This is a genomic window from Micromonospora luteifusca, from assembly GCF_016907275.1.
In the GTDB taxonomy this organism is placed as follows: Bacteria; Actinomycetota; Actinomycetes; order Mycobacteriales; family Micromonosporaceae; genus Micromonospora; species Micromonospora luteifusca.
Window position 1 is genome coordinate 2,796,060 of record NZ_JAFBBP010000001.1, and the last position, 16,152, is coordinate 2,812,211.

General features: G+C 71.6%; 17 protein-coding genes. 8 read left to right on the top strand and 9 right to left on the bottom strand.

The annotated features are described in order from the left end of the window. Positions 1–75 precede the first annotated feature (75 nt). The 6 genes from hppD to JOD64_RS12490 all read left to right on the top strand — a co-directional run bounded on the left by hppD (position 76) and on the right by JOD64_RS12490 (position 6,005). Positions 76–1,281: a 4-hydroxyphenylpyruvate dioxygenase gene (hppD, locus tag JOD64_RS12465; RefSeq protein WP_204942382.1), complete on the top strand. Its 1,206-nt coding sequence runs from the start codon at positions 76–78 to the stop codon at positions 1,279–1,281. 11 nt (positions 1,282–1,292) lie between these two features. Next, positions 1,293–2,000 carry an RDD family protein gene (locus JOD64_RS32960; protein ID WP_204942383.1) on the top strand — a complete coding sequence of 236 codons (708 nt, stop codon included), beginning with the start codon at positions 1,293–1,295 and terminating at the stop codon, positions 1,998–2,000. A 67-nt stretch (positions 2,001–2,067) separates the two neighbouring features. Continuing rightward, entirely contained in the window at positions 2,068–3,141 is a 1,074-nt protein-coding gene (locus JOD64_RS12475) for an RDD family protein (RefSeq protein ID WP_204942384.1), read from the top strand. Next, positions 3,138–4,241: a histidinol-phosphate transaminase gene (gene hisC, locus JOD64_RS12480; RefSeq protein ID WP_204942385.1), complete on the top strand. Its 1,104-nt coding sequence runs from the start codon at positions 3,138–3,140 to the stop codon at positions 4,239–4,241. The genes JOD64_RS12475 and hisC overlap by 4 nt, the downstream gene beginning before the upstream one ends. 140 nt (positions 4,242–4,381) lie before the next feature. Further along, the gene (locus JOD64_RS12485; RefSeq protein WP_307813355.1) at positions 4,382–4,945 is read left to right on the top strand and encodes a hypothetical protein; all 564 of its coding nucleotides are present in this window, start codon (positions 4,382–4,384) and stop codon (positions 4,943–4,945) included. Between the two features lie 160 nt (positions 4,946–5,105). Then, on the top strand, positions 5,106–6,005 hold the full coding sequence (locus tag JOD64_RS12490; protein WP_204942386.1) for a hypothetical protein: 900 nt from the start codon (positions 5,106–5,108) through the stop codon (positions 6,003–6,005). A gap of 407 nt (positions 6,006–6,412) precedes the next feature. Here JOD64_RS12490 and JOD64_RS12495 read toward each other — a convergent pair whose 3' ends face one another. The 5 genes from JOD64_RS12495 to JOD64_RS12515 form a co-directional block, all read right to left on the bottom strand. After that, complete coding sequence (locus JOD64_RS12495; protein WP_204942387.1) at positions 6,413–7,669, bottom strand: outer membrane protein assembly factor BamB family protein; 1,257 nt, start codon at positions 7,667–7,669, stop codon at positions 6,413–6,415. 101 nt (positions 7,670–7,770) lie between these two features. Then, complete coding sequence (locus tag JOD64_RS12500; protein WP_204942388.1) at positions 7,771–8,253, bottom strand: SRPBCC family protein; 483 nt, start codon at positions 8,251–8,253, stop codon at positions 7,771–7,773. 142 nt (positions 8,254–8,395) lie between these two features. Beyond that, positions 8,396–8,605, bottom strand: coding sequence for a DUF397 domain-containing protein (locus tag JOD64_RS12505; RefSeq protein WP_204942389.1), 210 nt, complete (start codon positions 8,603–8,605; stop codon positions 8,396–8,398). Between the two features lie 175 nt (positions 8,606–8,780). After that, on the bottom strand, positions 8,781–9,977 hold the full coding sequence (gene fahA, locus JOD64_RS12510; protein ID WP_204942390.1) for a fumarylacetoacetase: 1,197 nt from the start codon (positions 9,975–9,977) through the stop codon (positions 8,781–8,783). Next, entirely contained in the window at positions 9,974–10,843 is an 870-nt protein-coding gene (locus tag JOD64_RS12515; RefSeq protein WP_204942391.1) for a hypothetical protein, read from the bottom strand. Before JOD64_RS12515 ends, fahA begins: the two co-directional genes overlap by 4 nt. A gap of 94 nt (positions 10,844–10,937) precedes the next feature. Here JOD64_RS12515 and JOD64_RS12520 point away from each other — a divergent pair, with 94 nt between their 5' ends. Beyond that, positions 10,938–12,104: a homogentisate 1,2-dioxygenase gene (locus tag JOD64_RS12520; RefSeq protein ID WP_204942392.1), complete on the top strand. Its 1,167-nt coding sequence runs from the start codon at positions 10,938–10,940 to the stop codon at positions 12,102–12,104. 155 nt (positions 12,105–12,259) lie between these two features. On the opposite strand, the gene JOD64_RS12525 is transcribed toward JOD64_RS12520, so the two are convergent. Genes JOD64_RS12525 through JOD64_RS12540 form a run of 4 tightly spaced genes read right to left on the bottom strand, consistent with a single transcriptional unit; the run spans position 12,260 to position 15,035 of the window. After that, positions 12,260–13,288, bottom strand: a complete 1,029-nt coding sequence (locus tag JOD64_RS12525; RefSeq protein ID WP_204942393.1) for a tetratricopeptide repeat protein — start codon at positions 13,286–13,288, stop codon at positions 12,260–12,262. Positions 13,289–13,298: 10 nt separating this feature from the next. Further along, the gene (ispF, locus tag JOD64_RS12530; protein ID WP_204946032.1) at positions 13,299–13,784 is read right to left on the bottom strand and encodes a 2-C-methyl-D-erythritol 2,4-cyclodiphosphate synthase; all 486 of its coding nucleotides are present in this window, start codon (positions 13,782–13,784) and stop codon (positions 13,299–13,301) included. 13 nt (positions 13,785–13,797) lie between these two features. After that, positions 13,798–14,493 carry a 2-C-methyl-D-erythritol 4-phosphate cytidylyltransferase gene (ispD, locus tag JOD64_RS12535; RefSeq protein WP_204942394.1) on the bottom strand — a complete coding sequence of 232 codons (696 nt, stop codon included), beginning with the start codon at positions 14,491–14,493 and terminating at the stop codon, positions 13,798–13,800. Between the two features lie 56 nt (positions 14,494–14,549). Then, positions 14,550–15,035, bottom strand: a complete 486-nt coding sequence (locus JOD64_RS12540; RefSeq protein ID WP_007073334.1) for a CarD family transcriptional regulator — start codon at positions 15,033–15,035, stop codon at positions 14,550–14,552. A gap of 327 nt (positions 15,036–15,362) precedes the next feature. On the opposite strand from JOD64_RS12540, the gene JOD64_RS12545 reads away from it, so the two are divergent. Continuing rightward, entirely contained in the window at positions 15,363–16,055 is a 693-nt protein-coding gene (locus JOD64_RS12545; RefSeq protein ID WP_204942395.1) for a hypothetical protein, read from the top strand. Positions 16,056–16,152: the final 97 nt, after the last annotated feature.

Below are 16,152 nucleotides of genomic sequence, written 5' to 3' on the forward strand. Positions count from 1 at the left end.
CCGGGGCAGCGATCCTCGCCACAAGAACCGACAACGGCGGCCCACCAGGCCGGCCGGTACGCGAGGGAGCCCACCATGACCCAGGCGATCGACCGACCCCAGTCGACCGAGGACGTCGACGTCGACCGGCTCATCGGCGCCGTCGACCACGACATCAGCCACGACCCGTTCCCGGTCCGGGGCCTCGACCACGTGCACTTCCTGGTCGGCAACGCCAAGCAGGCCGCCCACTACTACTCCACCGCGTTCGGCATGACCTGCGTGGCGTACCGCGGCCCCGAGCAGGGCTACCGCGACCACGCCCAGTACGTGCTGACCAGCGGCTCGGCCCGGTTCGTGCTGACCGGCGCGGTACGCCCGGACGCCGACGGCGCCGAGCACGTGGCCCGGCACAGCGACGGGGTGAGCGACATCGCGCTCGAGGTGCCGGACGTGGACAGCGCGTACGCGCACGCCATCGCCCAGGGCGCCACGAGCGTCGTGGAGCCGCACGAGGTGACCGACGAGCACGGCACGGTCCGGATGGCCGCCATCGCCGCGTACGGCGACACCCGGCACACGCTTGTCGACCGGTCCCGCTACACCGGCCCGTTCCTGCCCGGCTTCGTGGCCCGTGGCCCGATCGTGGACCGGCAGCCGATGATCGCCGCCGGCATCCAGCCGAAGCGCTTCTTCCAGGCCGTCGACCACGTGGTCGGCAACGTGGAGCTGGGCCGGATGGACGAGTGGGTCGAGTTCTACAAGCGGGTCATGGGCTTCTCCAACATGGCCGAGTTCATCGGCGACGACATCGCCACCGACTACTCGGCGCTGATGAGCAAGGTCGTGGCGAACGGCACCCGCAAGGTGAAGTTCCCGCTCAACGAGCCGGCGATCGCCCGCAAGAAGTCGCAGATCGACGAGTACCTGGAGTTCTACCAGGGCCCGGGCGCCCAGCACATCGCGGTCGCCACCAACGACATCCTGGCCAGCGTCGACGCGATGCGGGCCGCCGGGGTGGAGTTCCTGGACACCCCGGACTCCTACTACGAGGACCCGGAACTGCGCGCCCGGATCGGCAACGTGCGGGTGCCGATCGAGGAGCTGAAGGCCCGCAAGATCCTGGTCGACCGGGACGAGGACGGCTACCTCCTCCAGATCTTCACCAAGCCGGTGCAGGACCGCCCCACCGTCTTCTTCGAACTGATCGAGCGGCACGGCTCGCTGGGCTTCGGCAAGGGCAACTTCAAGGCGCTCTTCCAGGCCATCGAACGGGAGCAGGAAGCCCGCGGCAACCTGTAACACTTGCAGGCGTGACGCAGCCTCCGTCGTACCCGACGCCGCCGGTCGGTGGGCCTCAGCCCGCCGCCGGCGGCGTCGCGCCGCCGCCCGGACCACACCCGCAGGGGTACGCCGCGCCGCCGCAGTACGCCCCACCCGGGTACGCCCCGCCGCAGTGGCACGCCGGACCACCCGGCCCGCCGCCCCCGCCGCTGAGCCCGGGTGGTCAGGTGCTGGCCAGCTTCACCGACCGGCTGCTGGCCTGGCTGATCGACTCGGCGCTGGCGGCTGCGGTGTCGCTGGCGCTGTTCAGCCCGTTCTTCGTCATCCTGTGGTGGCGGATGTTCAGCGAGATGACCCGGACCAACCCGGACGGGACATTCGTGGAACCCGACCCGGGCACCTTCCTCGTGGACTTCTTCCTGCCGATGATCTTGCTCCAGTTCGGGCTCCTCGTGGTGATGCTCGGGCTCTACTGGATCTACCACGTGGAATACCTCAAGCGCGGCGGTCAGACGCTCGGCAAGAAGGTCATGAAGCTGAGGGTCGTGCCGCTCGACCCGACCCGCACGCTCAACCGGGGGATGGCCGGCCGACGGTGGGTGGTGCAGTACCTGGCGGGCTCGCTGGTCCCCGGGAGCAGCTACCTCGACGGGTTCTGGCAGCTCTGGGACAAGCCGTGGCAGCAGTGCCTCCACGACAAGTTTGCCGAAACGGTCGTCGTTAAGGTGTCCTCGTGAGCGAGCACAGGGAACGGACCAGCAGTGTGGCGCCTCGCGCCGTCGTGCAGGGAAGCGGAGCGACGGCGTGAGTGTGCAACCCGGCTGGTACGTCGACCCCGCCGACACTGAGACCCGGCGTTACTGGGACGGCGAGGGTTGGCTCGGCGCACCCATTCCTATCGACGCCACCCCGCCCGACGGCCCACCACCGGTCGAGCCACCGCCCGCGCCGGTCACTCCGGCCGCGCCCGCCGCGTCGGGCACCCCCGGCCCGACGACCGGCGCGCCCGGCTGGCCACCACAGCAGGGCCCACCACCGGGGTACGGCCCGCAACCGGGACACGGCCCAGGCTGGGGAGCACCTGGCGGCCAGCCCGGCTGGGGACCGCAAGGTGGCCAACCCGGCTGGGGACCGCAGGGCGGTCAGCCCGGCTGGGGACCGCAGGGCGGTCAGCCCGGCTGGGGACCGCAGGGCGGTCAGCCCGGCTGGGGACCGCAGGGCGGTCAACCCTCCTGGGCGCCTCCGGCCGGTCACCACGGCTGGCCCATGCGAGCGCCGGAGCCGCGCCCGCATGGCTTCGCGCTGGCCGGCTATGGCCGCCGGCTCACTGCGCGGCTGATCGACTTCGGCCTCGTCCTCGCGCTGAACGTGGTGGCCAACGGCTGGTTCGTCTGGCGCTGGCTGCAGGAGTGGGCACCGTACTGGCAGGAGGTCTTCCAGCGAGCCTCGCGGGGCGAGACCTCCGCCGAAGGCCTACCGGTGCCCAACGCGCAGGCCGAGTCTCTCCTGCTGGTGATCCTGCTGATCGCCACCGCACTCTGGCTGGCGTACGAGGTGCCCGCCATGGCCGCTGGTGGGCAGACCGTCGGCAAGCGGGTGATGCGGATCCGAGCGGTGCCGATCGCCGCCGACCAGCCGCTGGGCTTCGGTCGGTCGTTGAGCCGCTGGAGCACGCTGGGCCTGCCGACCCTGCTCTGGTACTGCGCGGGGATCGGCCTTGTGCTGCAACTGGTCGATGCGCTCTCCCCGCTCTTCAACCACCCGCTGCGCCAGGCGCTGCACGACAAGCGCGCGCAGACGGTAGTCGTCGAAGTTCCCCCACACACCGGCCCCACCCCCTCGAACGACCGCAACCAGCCCACGGGAGACAACCCATGACCGACTCCGGACGTCACCAGCCGGCGCTGCGGCTGACCCGCGCCGACCTGGACGCGCTCCCCAACTACGTGCCCGGGCGCAGCCCCGCCGACCTGGCTCGCGAGCTGGGCCTGCCGGAGGCCATCAAGCTGGCCAGCAACGAGGTTCCGTACGGGCCACTGCCCGGCGTGGTGGAGGCGGTCACCGAGGCGATCACCGCCTCGCACCGCTACCCGGACATGGGCGTGGTCGCGCTGCGCGACGCGTTGGCCCAGCAGTACGGGGTGGATGCCGACCGGATCGCCACCGGCTGCGGTTCGGTGGCGCTCGCCGAGCACCTGGTCCGGGCGACCTGTCTGCCCGGCGACGAGGTGCTCTACGCGTGGCGGTCCTTCGAGGCGTACCCGATCATCGCGGCGACCAGTGGCGCGACCAGCGTGCGGGTGCCCAACGACGCCGGGCACGGGCACGATCTGGCGGCGATGGCCGCCGCCGTGACCGACCGGACCCGGGTGATCCTGGTCTGCAACCCGAACAACCCGACCGGCAGCGCGGTGCGCCGGGCCGAGTTGGACCGGTTCCTCGACGCGGTGCCGGACGACGTGCTGGTGGTCATCGACGAGGCGTACCGGGAGTTCGTCACCGACCCGGAGGTGCCGGACGGTCTCGACTACCTGGACCGGCCCAACGTGGCGGTGTTGCGGACCCTGTCGAAGGCGTGGGGTCTGGCCGGGCTGCGGATCGGTTGGCTGGTCGCTCAGCCGGTGGTGGCCGCCGCGATCCGCAAGGTGGCGACCCCGTTCTCCACCAGCATGGCAGCCCAGGCCGGGGCGATCGCGGCACTGAGCCAGGTTCCGGAGATGGAGCGCCGCTGCGCTCTGGTGGTCGCGGAGCGGGACCGCGTCACCGAGGCGCTGCGCAAGCTCGTGCCCGACGTGCCGACGAGCCAGGCCAACTTCGTCTGGCTGCCGCTGGGCGAGCAGGCGGTGGCGTTCGGCAAGGCGTGTGAGGCGCGCGGAGTGATCGTGCGGCCGTTCGCCGGGGACGGCGTGCGGGTCACCATCGGCACTCCGGCCGAGAACGACGCGTTCCTGACCGCTGCCGGGTTGGCGCTGACCTGAACCACCAGTCCCACCCGATGGCCATGATCGTACCATAAGTTCTGTTTGTCCAATTTTGCGCCTTAACTGCCCTATCTTCCGAAGTAGCCGGATGTGCCGAGGACTCACGCCGGCTCACTTCGAGAAAACGGGGTAACAAAGTGCGTACTGCCAAGATCTGCCTGGCCGGAGCGGCCGCCGCCGCGATGGTGGGCTTCCTCGCTGCGCCGGCCTCCGCCGCGCCCACCGACACCACCACCGTCACCTTCGAGGTGCTCGTCGGCACCCTCGACATCGACGCGCCGGCCACCGCCAACCTGGGCAGCGGCGCGCCCGGTGGCATCATCACCGGCCAGCTCGGCACGGTCACGGTCACCGATTCCCGGGGTGCGGCGAACGCCTCCTGGGTCGCCACGGTGACCGCGAGCGTCTTCCAGACCGGCGGTGGCAGTCCCCCCGAGACGGTCCTCCCGGAGGAGATCGCCTACTGGTCCGGCCCCGCCGTGGGGACCCCCCCGACCACCGGCGACGGCACCTTCACGGCCGGACAGCCGACGGCCGGCGACGCCGCGCTGCTCAGCAGCGTCACCCCGCTCACGGCGTTCACCCACTCGGGTGGCACCGGCGGCAACAGCGCCAACTGGAACCCCAGCCTGATCGTCAACGTGCCGCTGGACAGCATCGCGGGCACTTACACGGGGACGGTGACGCATTCGGTGGCCTAGCCGCCACGGCCGGTCGACCGTCGCGGTCGCACTGGCGCTGCTCTCCCTCGCCGGTCCGGGTCTGTCGACCCGGGCCGGCGCGGCCGAGCCAGACGCCGACGACCGCCTCGGAATCCGGCTGCTGGAGGCACCCACCAACCGCCGCGACGACCCTCGGGCGTTGCGCTACATCGTCGATCACCTACCGCCGGGCACCACCATCAAGCGGCAACTTCTGGTCACCAACCGCACCGACGAGACCCGGCGCATCGACGTGTACCCGGCGGCGGCGACCGTGGAGGGTTCGGAGTTCAAGTTCGGCGAAGGCCACGCGGCCAACGAGCTGACCTCATGGATCACCCTCGACAAGTCAGCTGTCGAAGTGGAAGCGGGGGGCGAAGCCCGGGTCCTGGCGACCATCACGGTGCCGCCGCCCGCCTCGCGCGGCGAGCGGTACGGGGTGATCTGGGCGTCCGCCACCTCCGCACCCCGGCCCGGAGGGGAGATCACCCAGATCCACCGGGTCGGCGTCCGGATCTACCTCGACATCGGGCCCGGTGGCGAACCGGTCTCCGACTTCTCGATCGGTGAGCTTCGCCCGGCCCGCGGCCCAGAGGGCGTGCCGTCGGTCACCGCCCAGGTCACCAACACCGGCGGTCGTGCCATCGACCTGACCGGCACGGTCGCCCTGACCGACGGACCAGCCGGCAGCCGCGCCGGCCCGTTCCCGGTGGGGCAGGGCGTCACGCTACCGCCGGGCGGCTCCGGGCAGGTCATCGCCCGGCTACCGGCCGAGTTGCCGAACGGGCCCTGGAAGATCGAGGTGAACCTGGAGAGCGGGTTGGTGAAGCGCAGCATCACCGCGCAGATCCAGTTCCCCGAGGCGGGTCAGGTCGGAAAGCGCGGCAGCGTCATCTCCCGGATGACGTCCGCCTGGACCGTGGGGGCGGCCATCGCCGGCCTGCTGCTTCTCACCGGCCTCGCGGTGTTGGTCCGCCGATCCCGGCAGCACGTCAGACCGTCCGCCTGCGGCGGGCGGCGAGCCCACCGACGACCAGCAGGGTCACACCCAGTCCGGTGAGCATCAACGTCGACCCCCCGGGACCGGTGACCGGCAACTCCCCACCATGGCTGGGCGTGGGTTGGGGTGGCCCCGGCGTGGGTTGCGTCGGCGTGGGAGTGGGTGGCGCGGGCTGCGTCGGCGTGGGCGTCGGCGTCGCGGGCAAGATCTCGAAGGTGACGCCGGTGCCCGCCGACGGCATGGCCCGGACGGCGCTGAACCCCCGCGCCGACGCGGGATCCGCGGCAAGCACCGGCGGAACCGCAAGTGCGAGGCTCGCGGCGGCTAGTGCACCACCCACGAGGTAGTTGGCTGCTGTCCTGCCCACGCGCCGACCCCTTCCAACGGAAACCTGAACCGTGAAAAACATACCCTTTACGGACAAAGGGCATGGAAGGTTCAACTCTCGTGTGCCGGAGACGCCACGATCAGGTGGCGGCCAGGATCACCGTTTCCGCCGTCAGGAAGTAGCGCTTGTCGTCGCCATCCGGGTCAACCGGACTACGGAGCCGTTCCACCGCGACGTAGCCGCCCTCGGCTGCCACCGCTCCGGGCGCCCAGCCCGTCCCATCCCGGCCGACCTTGAGCGAGAAGCGGGACAGTTGCGTACCGGTCGCCGGGTCCAGCGTCACCAGGTCGTTCGCCTCGGTCAGCAGATGCACCCGGCCGGGCTGCGCGGCCAGAACGCGTGCCGTGCCCAGATCCGCGGACCGCCACAGCTCGGTGCCGGTACGCGCCGACCGACCCACCGCCACCCCGTCGCGCACCACGACGACCTGCGCACCCACGACGATGGCGCCGGTGGGATCCAGCGCGGGGGCGGCGACCGGCTCGCCGGCACCCACCAGCCAACCCCGGCCGCCCGCGTCGCCCGGCCCAGCGGTCCGCAGAGCCGAGCAGGACGACCGACCGGGACGGCAACCGAGCGGAGTGACCACCAACTCGTCCGGACCACCTGGCGGTCGCCAACGTTCGCGCACCGCCCCGGTCGCCGCATCCCGGAACTCGACCGTCGCAGGCCCGGCGCAGGTGTCCAGACCGATCAGTTGCCCGGAATCGGTGGTGCCGACGTCGCTGCGGCAAGCGCCGGGCAGGTCAGCCCGCCACAACTCCCGACCGGCGCTCAGGTCGACCCCGCGCGCCTGGGCGTCTCCACTGACCACCACCACCGTGCGGCCGTCCGGAAGGTTGGTGAGGTGAAGCCCGCGCGGGTCCCAGACGGTGGCCGCACCGGTACGCCGCACCGGCGCTCCACCCTCGACGGGCTTCGGCCCCTCGGTCTTCCAGCGCACCCGGCCGGTCGGCGCGTCGAGCGCGACCAGTTGACCGTCGGACCAACGGCTGACCACCACGCTGCCGCTGGCCACCACCCCGGTCAACTCCGCCGGCCAACGTCGGTACGACCAGAACGGGCTGCTCCGGTACCGCCCGTCGACCGGCTGGTCGGCATAGACCTGACGGTGCGCCGCGTACACCCGCAGCCTCCCGTCCACGATCAACGGGGCGGCCGGTAGCCGGCCGGCCACACCGGTGGCGGGTCGGGCTGCGGCCGGATAGTCGCCCCGGGCCACCGTGCTCACCTCGGCCGGCGCGAGCACCCGGTAGACGATGACCACGACGACCACGGTCACGAGCAGCGCCGCGACCGCCATCGCGAGCCATCGCCGGCCCCTCGGGATCCCCATGCCGCACCTCCGCCCGGCACCCTACCCAGCGGCACCGGCCGAACCCCGCCCAGGTCGCGGCGGCCACGGCCGGGCACAGCGCGGAGGTGACCGGCTCGCTTTCAGGCGGCTTCGACGGAGCCGGTGGCAGCGGTCGCCACGGCCAGGTCGGCGAGGTCACGCCGGAGTGCCACCTCGACCGCCCGCGCGGCAAGGCCGCCGAGCAGCAGCGCCACCACCCGACCGTACGGAGCGGTCGGCACCGCCTCCTGGGTGACGGTGACCGCCGTGCAACCCCGGCGGCGACGTCGGACCGGCCGCAGACTCCAGGTGATCCGGTAATCCACGCCGGCACCGGAGGAACAGAGCACCAGCCGGTGTGGGGCGAGTGTCTCCACGACCAGGAACTCCTCGGTCAGCGTGCCGCCGCCCGGTTGGGCGCGCTCCTCACGCCAGGCGGTGCCCGGCCCGAACGGCCCCGGTGTGAGCACCTCGATCGGGCCGGCCGCGGTGAGTCGGGCCGAACGGCCGGGCAGGTCGGTCAACAGACACCAGACATCGACAGCGTGCGCCTCGATGAACCTGGTAACCGCCACCGTCGACATGCCACCCTCCCGTGTCCCCGACGGTACGCGGAGTAAGGGCCGGACGGGGCCTCCGGGACGGAATTTCCACCCCCGGAGGCCGCACTGTCCGATTAGGCCGTCGCTCGGCACCGGTCAGCGTCGACCGGTGCCGGAGCACCGGTCAGCGTTCGAACCGACCGACCCGAATCGCGCCGATGAACGCTGTCCACCCAGGCGGGCTGACCGCGAGTGTGGGCCCGGCCTGATCCTTGGAGTCGCGGACAGCGACCAGACCATGGACGTCGACCAGGTTGTCCGCTACCTCCACGCAGAGCCCCTGGTCGTTCGAGCGGCTACTGGTACGCCAGACCGCGCCCGTGAGATCGTGCATCGTCGTTACCTCCGTGTGCGATGGGATGCCCCACCGCTGGCAGCCGGGCATGGCCCGGCCCGGATCGCGCGGCGAGGCGACGGAATCCGGACGATCAACGGGTTAACGAGGGCGGATGATCGCACAGCCGGTGCGATCACGGGTCCCATGGACGAGACGACTGGAACGAGTCCGCTCAGCGAGCCGGATGAACCGTGCCGGTGACCTCGCCCAGGGCGATGGTGGTGCCGTCCGGGCCGGGAGCCGTGGCGGTGATGGTCACCGTGTCTCCGTCGGCGAGGAAGGTGCGGCTCTCGTCGCCCAACTTGACCGGCTCCGCCCCGCCCCAGGTCAGCTCCAGGAACGAGCCGACCTGCGACCGGTCCGGGCCGGAGACGGTGCCAGAGGCGTACAGGTCGCCGGTGCGCAGTGACGCGCCGTTGACGGTGAGGTGCGCCAACTGCTGCGCGGGCGTCCAGTACATGGTGGCGAACGGCGGCTCGCTGACCTGCTCGCCGTTCCACTCGACCGCCAGCCGGAGGTCCAGGCCCAGGTGCGGCACGGCACGCAGGTAGTCGGCGACCGGTGGGTCCTGGTCGGGGGCTGGCACGAAGGCGTCGCCGAGCGCGTCCAGCGGCGTGACCCAGGCCGAGACCGAGGTGGCGAACGACTTGCCGAGGAACGGGCCGAGTGGCTGGTACTCCCAGGCCTGGATGTCCCGCGCGGACCAGTCGTTGACCAGCACCACCCCGAAGACGTGGTCGGTGAAGTCGTCGACGGAAACCCGGTCGCCCAACGCACTGGGTACGCCCACCACGAAGCCGACCTCGGCCTCGATGTCGAGGCGTACCGATGGGCCGGTGACCGGACCCTCGGCGGAGGCGCGCTGCCCGGTCGGCCGGATCACCGGCGTGCCGGAGACGACCACCGTGCCGGCCCGCCCGTGGTAGCCGATCGGCAGGTGCTTCCAGTTGGGCAGCAGCGGTGGCTGGCCGGGGCGGAAGATCTGCCCGACGTTTGCCGCGTGGTGCTCGGACGAGTAGAAGTCGACGTAGTCGGCCACCTCGATGGGGAGCAGCAGCTCCACGTCGTCGAGAGGCACCAGCATCGGCTCCACCGCAGGCCGGTGCGCCGGGTCGGTCAGCAGCTCGGTGATCCGCTGCCGCACCGAGGTCCACTGCGGACGGCCGAGCGACATGAACTCGTTGAGGGTGGGTCGGAGCAGCGCACCGGCGGCCAGCACCAGCTCCGCGGCCTCCGCCGCGGCCAGGTCGAAGACCCATGACCCGATTCGTACGCCGATCCGTGGCTGCCCCCCGTCGGTCCGAAACACTCCGTACGGGAGGTTCGTCACCCCGTACGGGGAACCATCGGCGCCGGTCACCCAGGTCATGCGTCGTAGCCCCCGTTCACCAGCCCAAGCCGGATCAGATCGGTCAGTGGTTCCAGGATGCTGCACGAGCCGAAACCGACCCACAGTGGGCGGGGTTCGGCCAGTCGTGCCGTCGCGCGTTCCACCAGGGGGCGCGGGTCGACCACGGTCAGCAGCTCGGCGACCGCCCGCGCACCCTCACCATCAGCGGCTGCCAGGGTCGCGGCCAGCACGTTCGCGTAGCCGTGGTGGGTGAACCCGGTCTCCGGGTCCAGGTGTCGGACGGCCTGGTGCAGCCCGGCGGTGAGCTTGAACGGCAGGCCACGGTCGCGGCACGCGCAGATGACCGCGGCCAACTCGGTCGGCGTGGGGAACAGTTCGGCGGCCAGGCCACCGGTGCGGAACTTGGCCGCGATCGGTACCCCGTCATCCCGGGCGGCGGCCAGGGCATCCAGCGCGCTCATCAGCCCGAAGGTCAGCGGCAGCTCGGCGTAGACGGCCTCGACGTCCGGCATGGCACCGGTCAGTCGCACCAGCTCGGCGACGCCGGGCAGCGGATCCTCTCCCCGTTTGGCGACGGCCACCTCAACCTGGCGGGCGGTGACGCCGTCCGGGGCCAGGAACGACAGCGCGAACGGGAGGTGCCCGATCCCGGTGTCACCGATCACGCCGACGACCAGGCCGTTGCCGGGGTCGACGAGACCGCTCAAGTCGCCGCGCGCCACGGTCGAGGCCGGGACCAGCAGCGGGCCGACGAGGTCGGCGTACCAGGCGGTGCGGTGCCGGCGATGGGCGGTCAGGGCGTCGGGCAGCGCGGCGCTGCCCGGTGGGAAGACGGCGGCGTCGTCCACCAGGCCGTCGAGGAGTGCGGGCACCTGCGTTGACACGGAACAAGAATGTACGGGACGCTACGAGGAACGGACAACAGCGTCCGATTATCGGACACACCTGGCCGGTGGACGGGACATATCGGGAGGCGAGATGCCGTATTACCGCAGCGTCGGCGAGGTGCCACGCAAACGCCACACCCAGTTCCGTCAGCCCGACGGGCGCCTCTACGCCGAGGAATTGATGGGCCAGGAGGGGTTCTCCTCCGACTCGTCCCTGCTCTACCACCGGCACGCGCCCACCGCGATCCTGGCCGCCGACGAGTTCACCGCACCCGCGTTCACCCGGGCACCGAACCTGCCGCTCAAGCCCCGCCACCTGCGCACCCACAAGCTGGACACCGGCGGCGTCGACCCGATCCTCGGGCGGCAGTACCTGCTCGCCAACGACGACGTTCGGATCGGGTACGTGCTCGCCGACCAGCCCTCGCCGCTGTTCCGCGACGCCACCGGTGACCACTGCCTCTACGTCGAGTCGGGCACCCTGCGCGTCGAGTCCCCGTTCGGGGTGCTGGACGCGGTCGCCGGCGACTACGTCATCATCCCCACCTCGACCATCCACCGCCTGGTGCCCACCGGCGACCAGCCCGTCCGGCTGCTCACCGTCGAGGCGTCCGGGCACATCGGCCCGCCCAAGCGCTACCTCTCGGTCCGTGGCCAGTTCCTGGAGCACTCGCCGTACTGCGAGCGCGACGTCCGCGGCCCCGACGCCCCGCTGCTCGTCGACGACGAGGAGGTCGAGGTGCTGGTCCGCCACCGCCGTGGATGGACCCGCTACGTCTACGCCAACCACCCGTTCGACGTGGTCGGCTGGGACGGGCACCTCTACCCGTGGGCGTTCTCCATCCACGACTTCGAGCCGATCACCGGCCGCATCCACCAGCCCCCACCGGTGCACCAGACCTTCCAGGGCCCCAACTTCGTCATCTGCTCATTCGTGCCCCGCAAGGTCGACTACCACCCGCAGTCGATCCCGGTGCCGTACAACCACCACAACGTCGACTCCGACGAGATGCTCTTCTACACCGGCGGCAACTACGAGGCCCGGCGTGGCTCCGGCATCGAGCAGGGCTCGATCTCGCTGCACCCGTCCGGTTTCACGCACGGCCCTCAGCCGGGTGCCGCCGAGCGTTCGATCGGTGCGGACTACTTCGACGAGTTGGCCGTCATGGTCGACACGTTCCGCCCCCTGGATCTCTGCGACGCCGCCAGCAACTGTGAGGACGAGGGGTACGCCTGGACTTGGGCGCGTTCTGTTTAGTCGCCCTTTTGGTTTTCGCCGGAGCCCGACCCGCTCCGGGCGGTCAGGCTTGATCCCTGCGCGGGTCGGGCTCCGGCGAAAACCTGACCTGGTCGAGCTAACCGACGCTAGGTGATCTTCTGGATGCGGCCGCGGTCGGGTGGCCGGAGGGTGGGTCAGCGGAGGGCTGTTCTGGTGAAGACGGTGAACTCGGCTACCGCCGTGACCGCGATGGCCAACACCAGGGGCCACGGGGAGCCGACCACCGCGTACACCAGCAGCAGCACCGGCGCGGAGGCCACGGCGTAGATCGCCAGCGCCATCGCCCGGTCCGAGTGCAGCATGGTGGGCAGGACGGTCCGGGTCAGCCCCGGCAACCGGGCCGCCAGCTGCCAGACGACGATCCCCCCGGTGAGCGCGGCGAGCACCGCCAGGATGCGGGAGAAACCGTCGTTCGCCGAGGCCGCGAACGCCACCAGCACCGCCGCCGCCAGCGTCCAACCCGCGCCGTAGAGCACCAGGCGGTGCAGGCCGTGCGCCAGGGTCCGCGGCGAGTCGATTCGGCTCGGGGTGATCGTCACGGCCTCGGCGATGTGTTCCAACGCCTCCGACCAGCGGCGCTGCTCCAGTCGCATGACACCCACATCGTGCCCGGCCTCGGCGATGCGCGGGTCGAGCCGCAACGCCTCCCGGTAGGCCCGCTCAGCCAGGTCGAACAGGTCCAGTCGGGCGGCGACCAGACTGAGCACCAGGTGCGCCTGTGGCTCCTCCGGGGCCAGTTCGACCCCACGCCAGGCCGCGTTCAGCGCCGGCTGACCGTTGCGGGCGCCGGCCAGGATCGCCGCCGCGCTCCGCTGGGCGTACGCGTCGGCCGGGCCCAGGGCGAGGATCCGGTCGGCGGTGGCGGCCGACTCGGAATAGCGCTCCAGGTCGGACAACGCCATGCCCCTGGCGACCAACGGCGGGAGGGTCTCCGGTGCGACCGCCACGGCCGTGTCCGCAGCGGTGAGCGCCTCGGCCGGACGGTCGGCGGCCAGGTGCACCCGGGCCAACATGGTGAGGGCGTCCACGTCATCCGGTTGCAGGGCCAGCCCGTAGGTCAGCTCCCCGGCCGCCTCGTCGTGGCGGCCGAGCTCGGCCAGGAGTTGGGCCCGCTGGACGTAGCCGTCGGCGGCGGACCGGTCGGGGGCGGGATCGCTGGACATCGCGGCGAGCTTAGGCGGCCGGCGCGTCGTACACCAGGGCAACCGCGACGCCCGCCAACCCTTCCTCGCGGCCGGTGAAGCCGAGCCCGTCGGTGGTCGCGGCGGAGACGGTGACCGGGGCGCCGACGGCGGCGGACAGTACCTGCTGTGCCTCCGCCCGGCGGCGGCCGATCTTGGGCCGGTTGCCAACGACCTGCACGGACACGTTGCCGATCTCCAGGCCGGCGGCCCGCACCCGGCGGGCCGTCTCGGTCAGCAGGGCCACCCCGGACGCACCGGCCCACTCCGGCTCGCCCACCCCGAAGGCGGAGCCGAGATCACCGAGGCCGGCGGCGGAGAGCAGCGCGTTGCAGGCGGCGTGCGCGGCCACATCGGCGTCCGAGTGCCCGGCGAGGCCGTCCTGGTCGGGCCAGAACAGGCCCGCCACCCAGCACGGCCGGCCGGGCTCGAACGCGTGCACGTCGGTGCCGATAGCCACCCGGGGAACGATCATGATCAGAGGGTACGCGTCAACCGGAGGCGGCGAGCAGATGCTCCGCGAGGGCCAGGTCGAACGGTCGGGTGATTTTCAGGGCGTACTCCGAGCCCGGCACACAGCTCACCGTGACGCCCTGCTTCTCGACGAGCCCGGCGTCGTCGGTGAGGGGGTCACCGGCGACGGCGTGCGCGGCGCTGAGGACGGCCCGGCGGAAACCCTGCGGGGTCTGCACCGCGCGCAGGGCGGAACGGTCGACGGTGCCGAGCACCACCTCGCCGGCACCGACCTCCTTGATCGTGTCGACGACCGGCAGAACCGGGATCACCGCGTCATGCCCGTCCCGGACCGCCGCCGCGACGGATTCGACGAGCTCGGGAGGGGTGAGCGCGCGGGCGGCGTCATGCACCAGGACGATCGTCGGGCCGGCGGGCACCGCAGCCAGCGCGGCGGCTACCGACGCCTGCCGTTCCGCACCGCCTGCCACCACGATCACCGGCGCGATCGGGGCCAGCAGCTCACGGACGGCCTGCACCTCGGCGACCGGCGCGGCCACCACGATCGTGTGCACCGACGGTGCGGCGGCAAGTCGACGCACGGCGTGCACCAGCAGCGGCTCGCCGGCGAGCAGGCGCAGCGCCTTGGGTCGGCCGGGGCCGAGCCGTACGCCAGCACCCGCCGCAGGCACGAGGACCGCGACGTCACCGCGCGGATTGAGCTGCGCGGTCACGTCGCGGTCCTCGGTGGTTTCTCTGCTACGAATCGGGTACGACGATGCTGTGCGGACTAGGCCTCGGTAAGGACCTTGTCGAGCAGCGTCTCCGCCTCGTCCTTGGTGCTCTTCTCGGCCAGCGCAACCTCGCCGACGAGAATGTCCCGGGCCTTGGCAAGCATTCGCTTCTCGCCTGCGGAGAGGCCCCGCTCCCGCTCCCGGCGCCACAGGTCACGCACGACCTCGGCGACCTTCAGCGGATTGCCGGAAGCCAGCTTTTCCAGGTTGGCCTTGTAACGCCGCGACCAGTTGGTCGGCTCCTCGGTGTGCGGAGCCCGCAGAACGTCGAAGACCTTACCGAGGCCCTCTTCGCCGACCACCTCGCGAACGCCCACGATCTCGGCGTTCTCGGCGGGCACCCGGACCGTCAGGTCACCCTGCGCGACCCTCAGGACGAGGTATTGCTTAGGCTCGCCCTTGATGACCCGAGTCTCGATTGCCTCGATGAGTGCGGCCCCGTGGTGGGGGTAAACAACGGTCTCGCCGACACTGAAAACCATAGGTTCGAAACCCCTTTCGCTGTGTCTAGGGTAACACGGTCAGGCAGCGATGTCTCACCGATGTCCTGACCGTTGGCGCAGCTCAGGGGCCCTGTGAGAGGTCTTGCTTCAGCTTGACAGGCGGTCAAACCAATGGTTCGAACACGCTCCGTAACGTGCGGATGACTGCCCGGCACGGGTGAACAGAACGTCGAGATCAAGGGCTATGCGCTCCTCCCATGGTATCCCGCCCGGCGCAACTGCGCCCAGATGTAGCGGGAGGTGCCCCTGGTGCGGGACCCTGGAGACCGAGCCGCACTCCGCTCTCGAGCCCCTTCAGGAGGTCCGATGGGCAAGCCCGATGCAGAGGGCCAGGGGCCAACCGACGGTCTGCCTGGCCTGCCGCCCGAATGGGGCCGGGTCGTGGTCCCCGACGACGCCTCCGCGCTTGCCGCCGAGGCCGCCCAGGTCCGCCGCGAGCTGCGCCGGGCCACCGGTCTGTCCGGCGACCCCCGGGCTCTGGGCCTGCCGCTGCTGGTCCTGCTGGTCGCGGTCCTCACCACGCTGGGCGGCCTGCTAGCGGTCACCTGGCCACGGGCCAACCGTGGCAACGACCGACCGACCCCGGCCCCCTACTCGCCACCCGCGACCCTCACCGGGCGGGCACTGCCCGCACTGGACCTGGTCGACGCGAGCAATGCGCCGGTGCCACTGCGCGGCCTGCTGCCCGCCATGATCATCCTGGTGGACGGCTGTCCCTGCCCGGAGCGTGTCGCCGACGCCCTGGCGGCCGCGCCCGCCGGTGTCTCCGTGGTCACCGTCACCGGCGGGCGGACGGTCTCGGCCCCGCCAGCCAACCAGCGGCAGGTCCGGGCACTCGCCGACCCCGCCGGCGGGCTGCGCTCGTTCCTGGGCCAGCCAGCCAGCCCAGGAGGCCTGACCGCGTTGCTGGTCGACCGCGGTGGAGTGGTCACCCGGGTGCTGCCCGACCTGGGGCCGGTCGAGACGTACCGGCAGGACCTGACAGCCCTCGCCGCCTGACCCGACGAGGCCCGAGGTAGATCGACTCCGTGTCGGCGATGTGGCGATTTCCCGGCACGGTGGATGCCGCGACGCCGGCGATGTGGAGTTGATCTGC

What these genes read in the sequence shown, in the direction of transcription:
- JOD64_RS12545 (WP_204942395.1), top strand. Translation starts at nt 15,363, where the DNA reads ATGGGCAAGCCCGATGCAGAGGGCCAGGGGCCAACCGACGGTCTGCCT.
- hppD (WP_204942382.1), top strand. Translation starts at nt 76, where the DNA reads ATGACCCAGGCGATCGACCGACCCCAGTCGACCGAGGACGTCGACGTC.
- JOD64_RS12525 (WP_204942393.1), bottom strand. Translation starts at nt 13,288, where the DNA reads ATGTCCAGCGATCCCGCCCCCGACCGGTCCGCCGCCGACGGCTACGTC.
- JOD64_RS12520 (WP_204942392.1), top strand. Translation starts at nt 10,938, where the DNA reads ATGCCGTATTACCGCAGCGTCGGCGAGGTGCCACGCAAACGCCACACC.
- JOD64_RS12495 (WP_204942387.1), bottom strand. Translation starts at nt 7,669, where the DNA reads ATGGGGATCCCGAGGGGCCGGCGATGGCTCGCGATGGCGGTCGCGGCG.
- fahA (WP_204942390.1), bottom strand. Translation starts at nt 9,977, where the DNA reads ATGACCTGGGTGACCGGCGCCGATGGTTCCCCGTACGGGGTGACGAAC.
- JOD64_RS12500 (WP_204942388.1), bottom strand. Translation starts at nt 8,253, where the DNA reads ATGTCGACGGTGGCGGTTACCAGGTTCATCGAGGCGCACGCTGTCGAT.
- hisC (WP_204942385.1), top strand. Translation starts at nt 3,138, where the DNA reads ATGACCGACTCCGGACGTCACCAGCCGGCGCTGCGGCTGACCCGCGCC.
- JOD64_RS12505 (WP_204942389.1), bottom strand. Translation starts at nt 8,605, where the DNA reads ATGCACGATCTCACGGGCGCGGTCTGGCGTACCAGTAGCCGCTCGAAC.
- JOD64_RS12540 (WP_007073334.1), bottom strand. Translation starts at nt 15,035, where the DNA reads ATGGTTTTCAGTGTCGGCGAGACCGTTGTTTACCCCCACCACGGGGCC.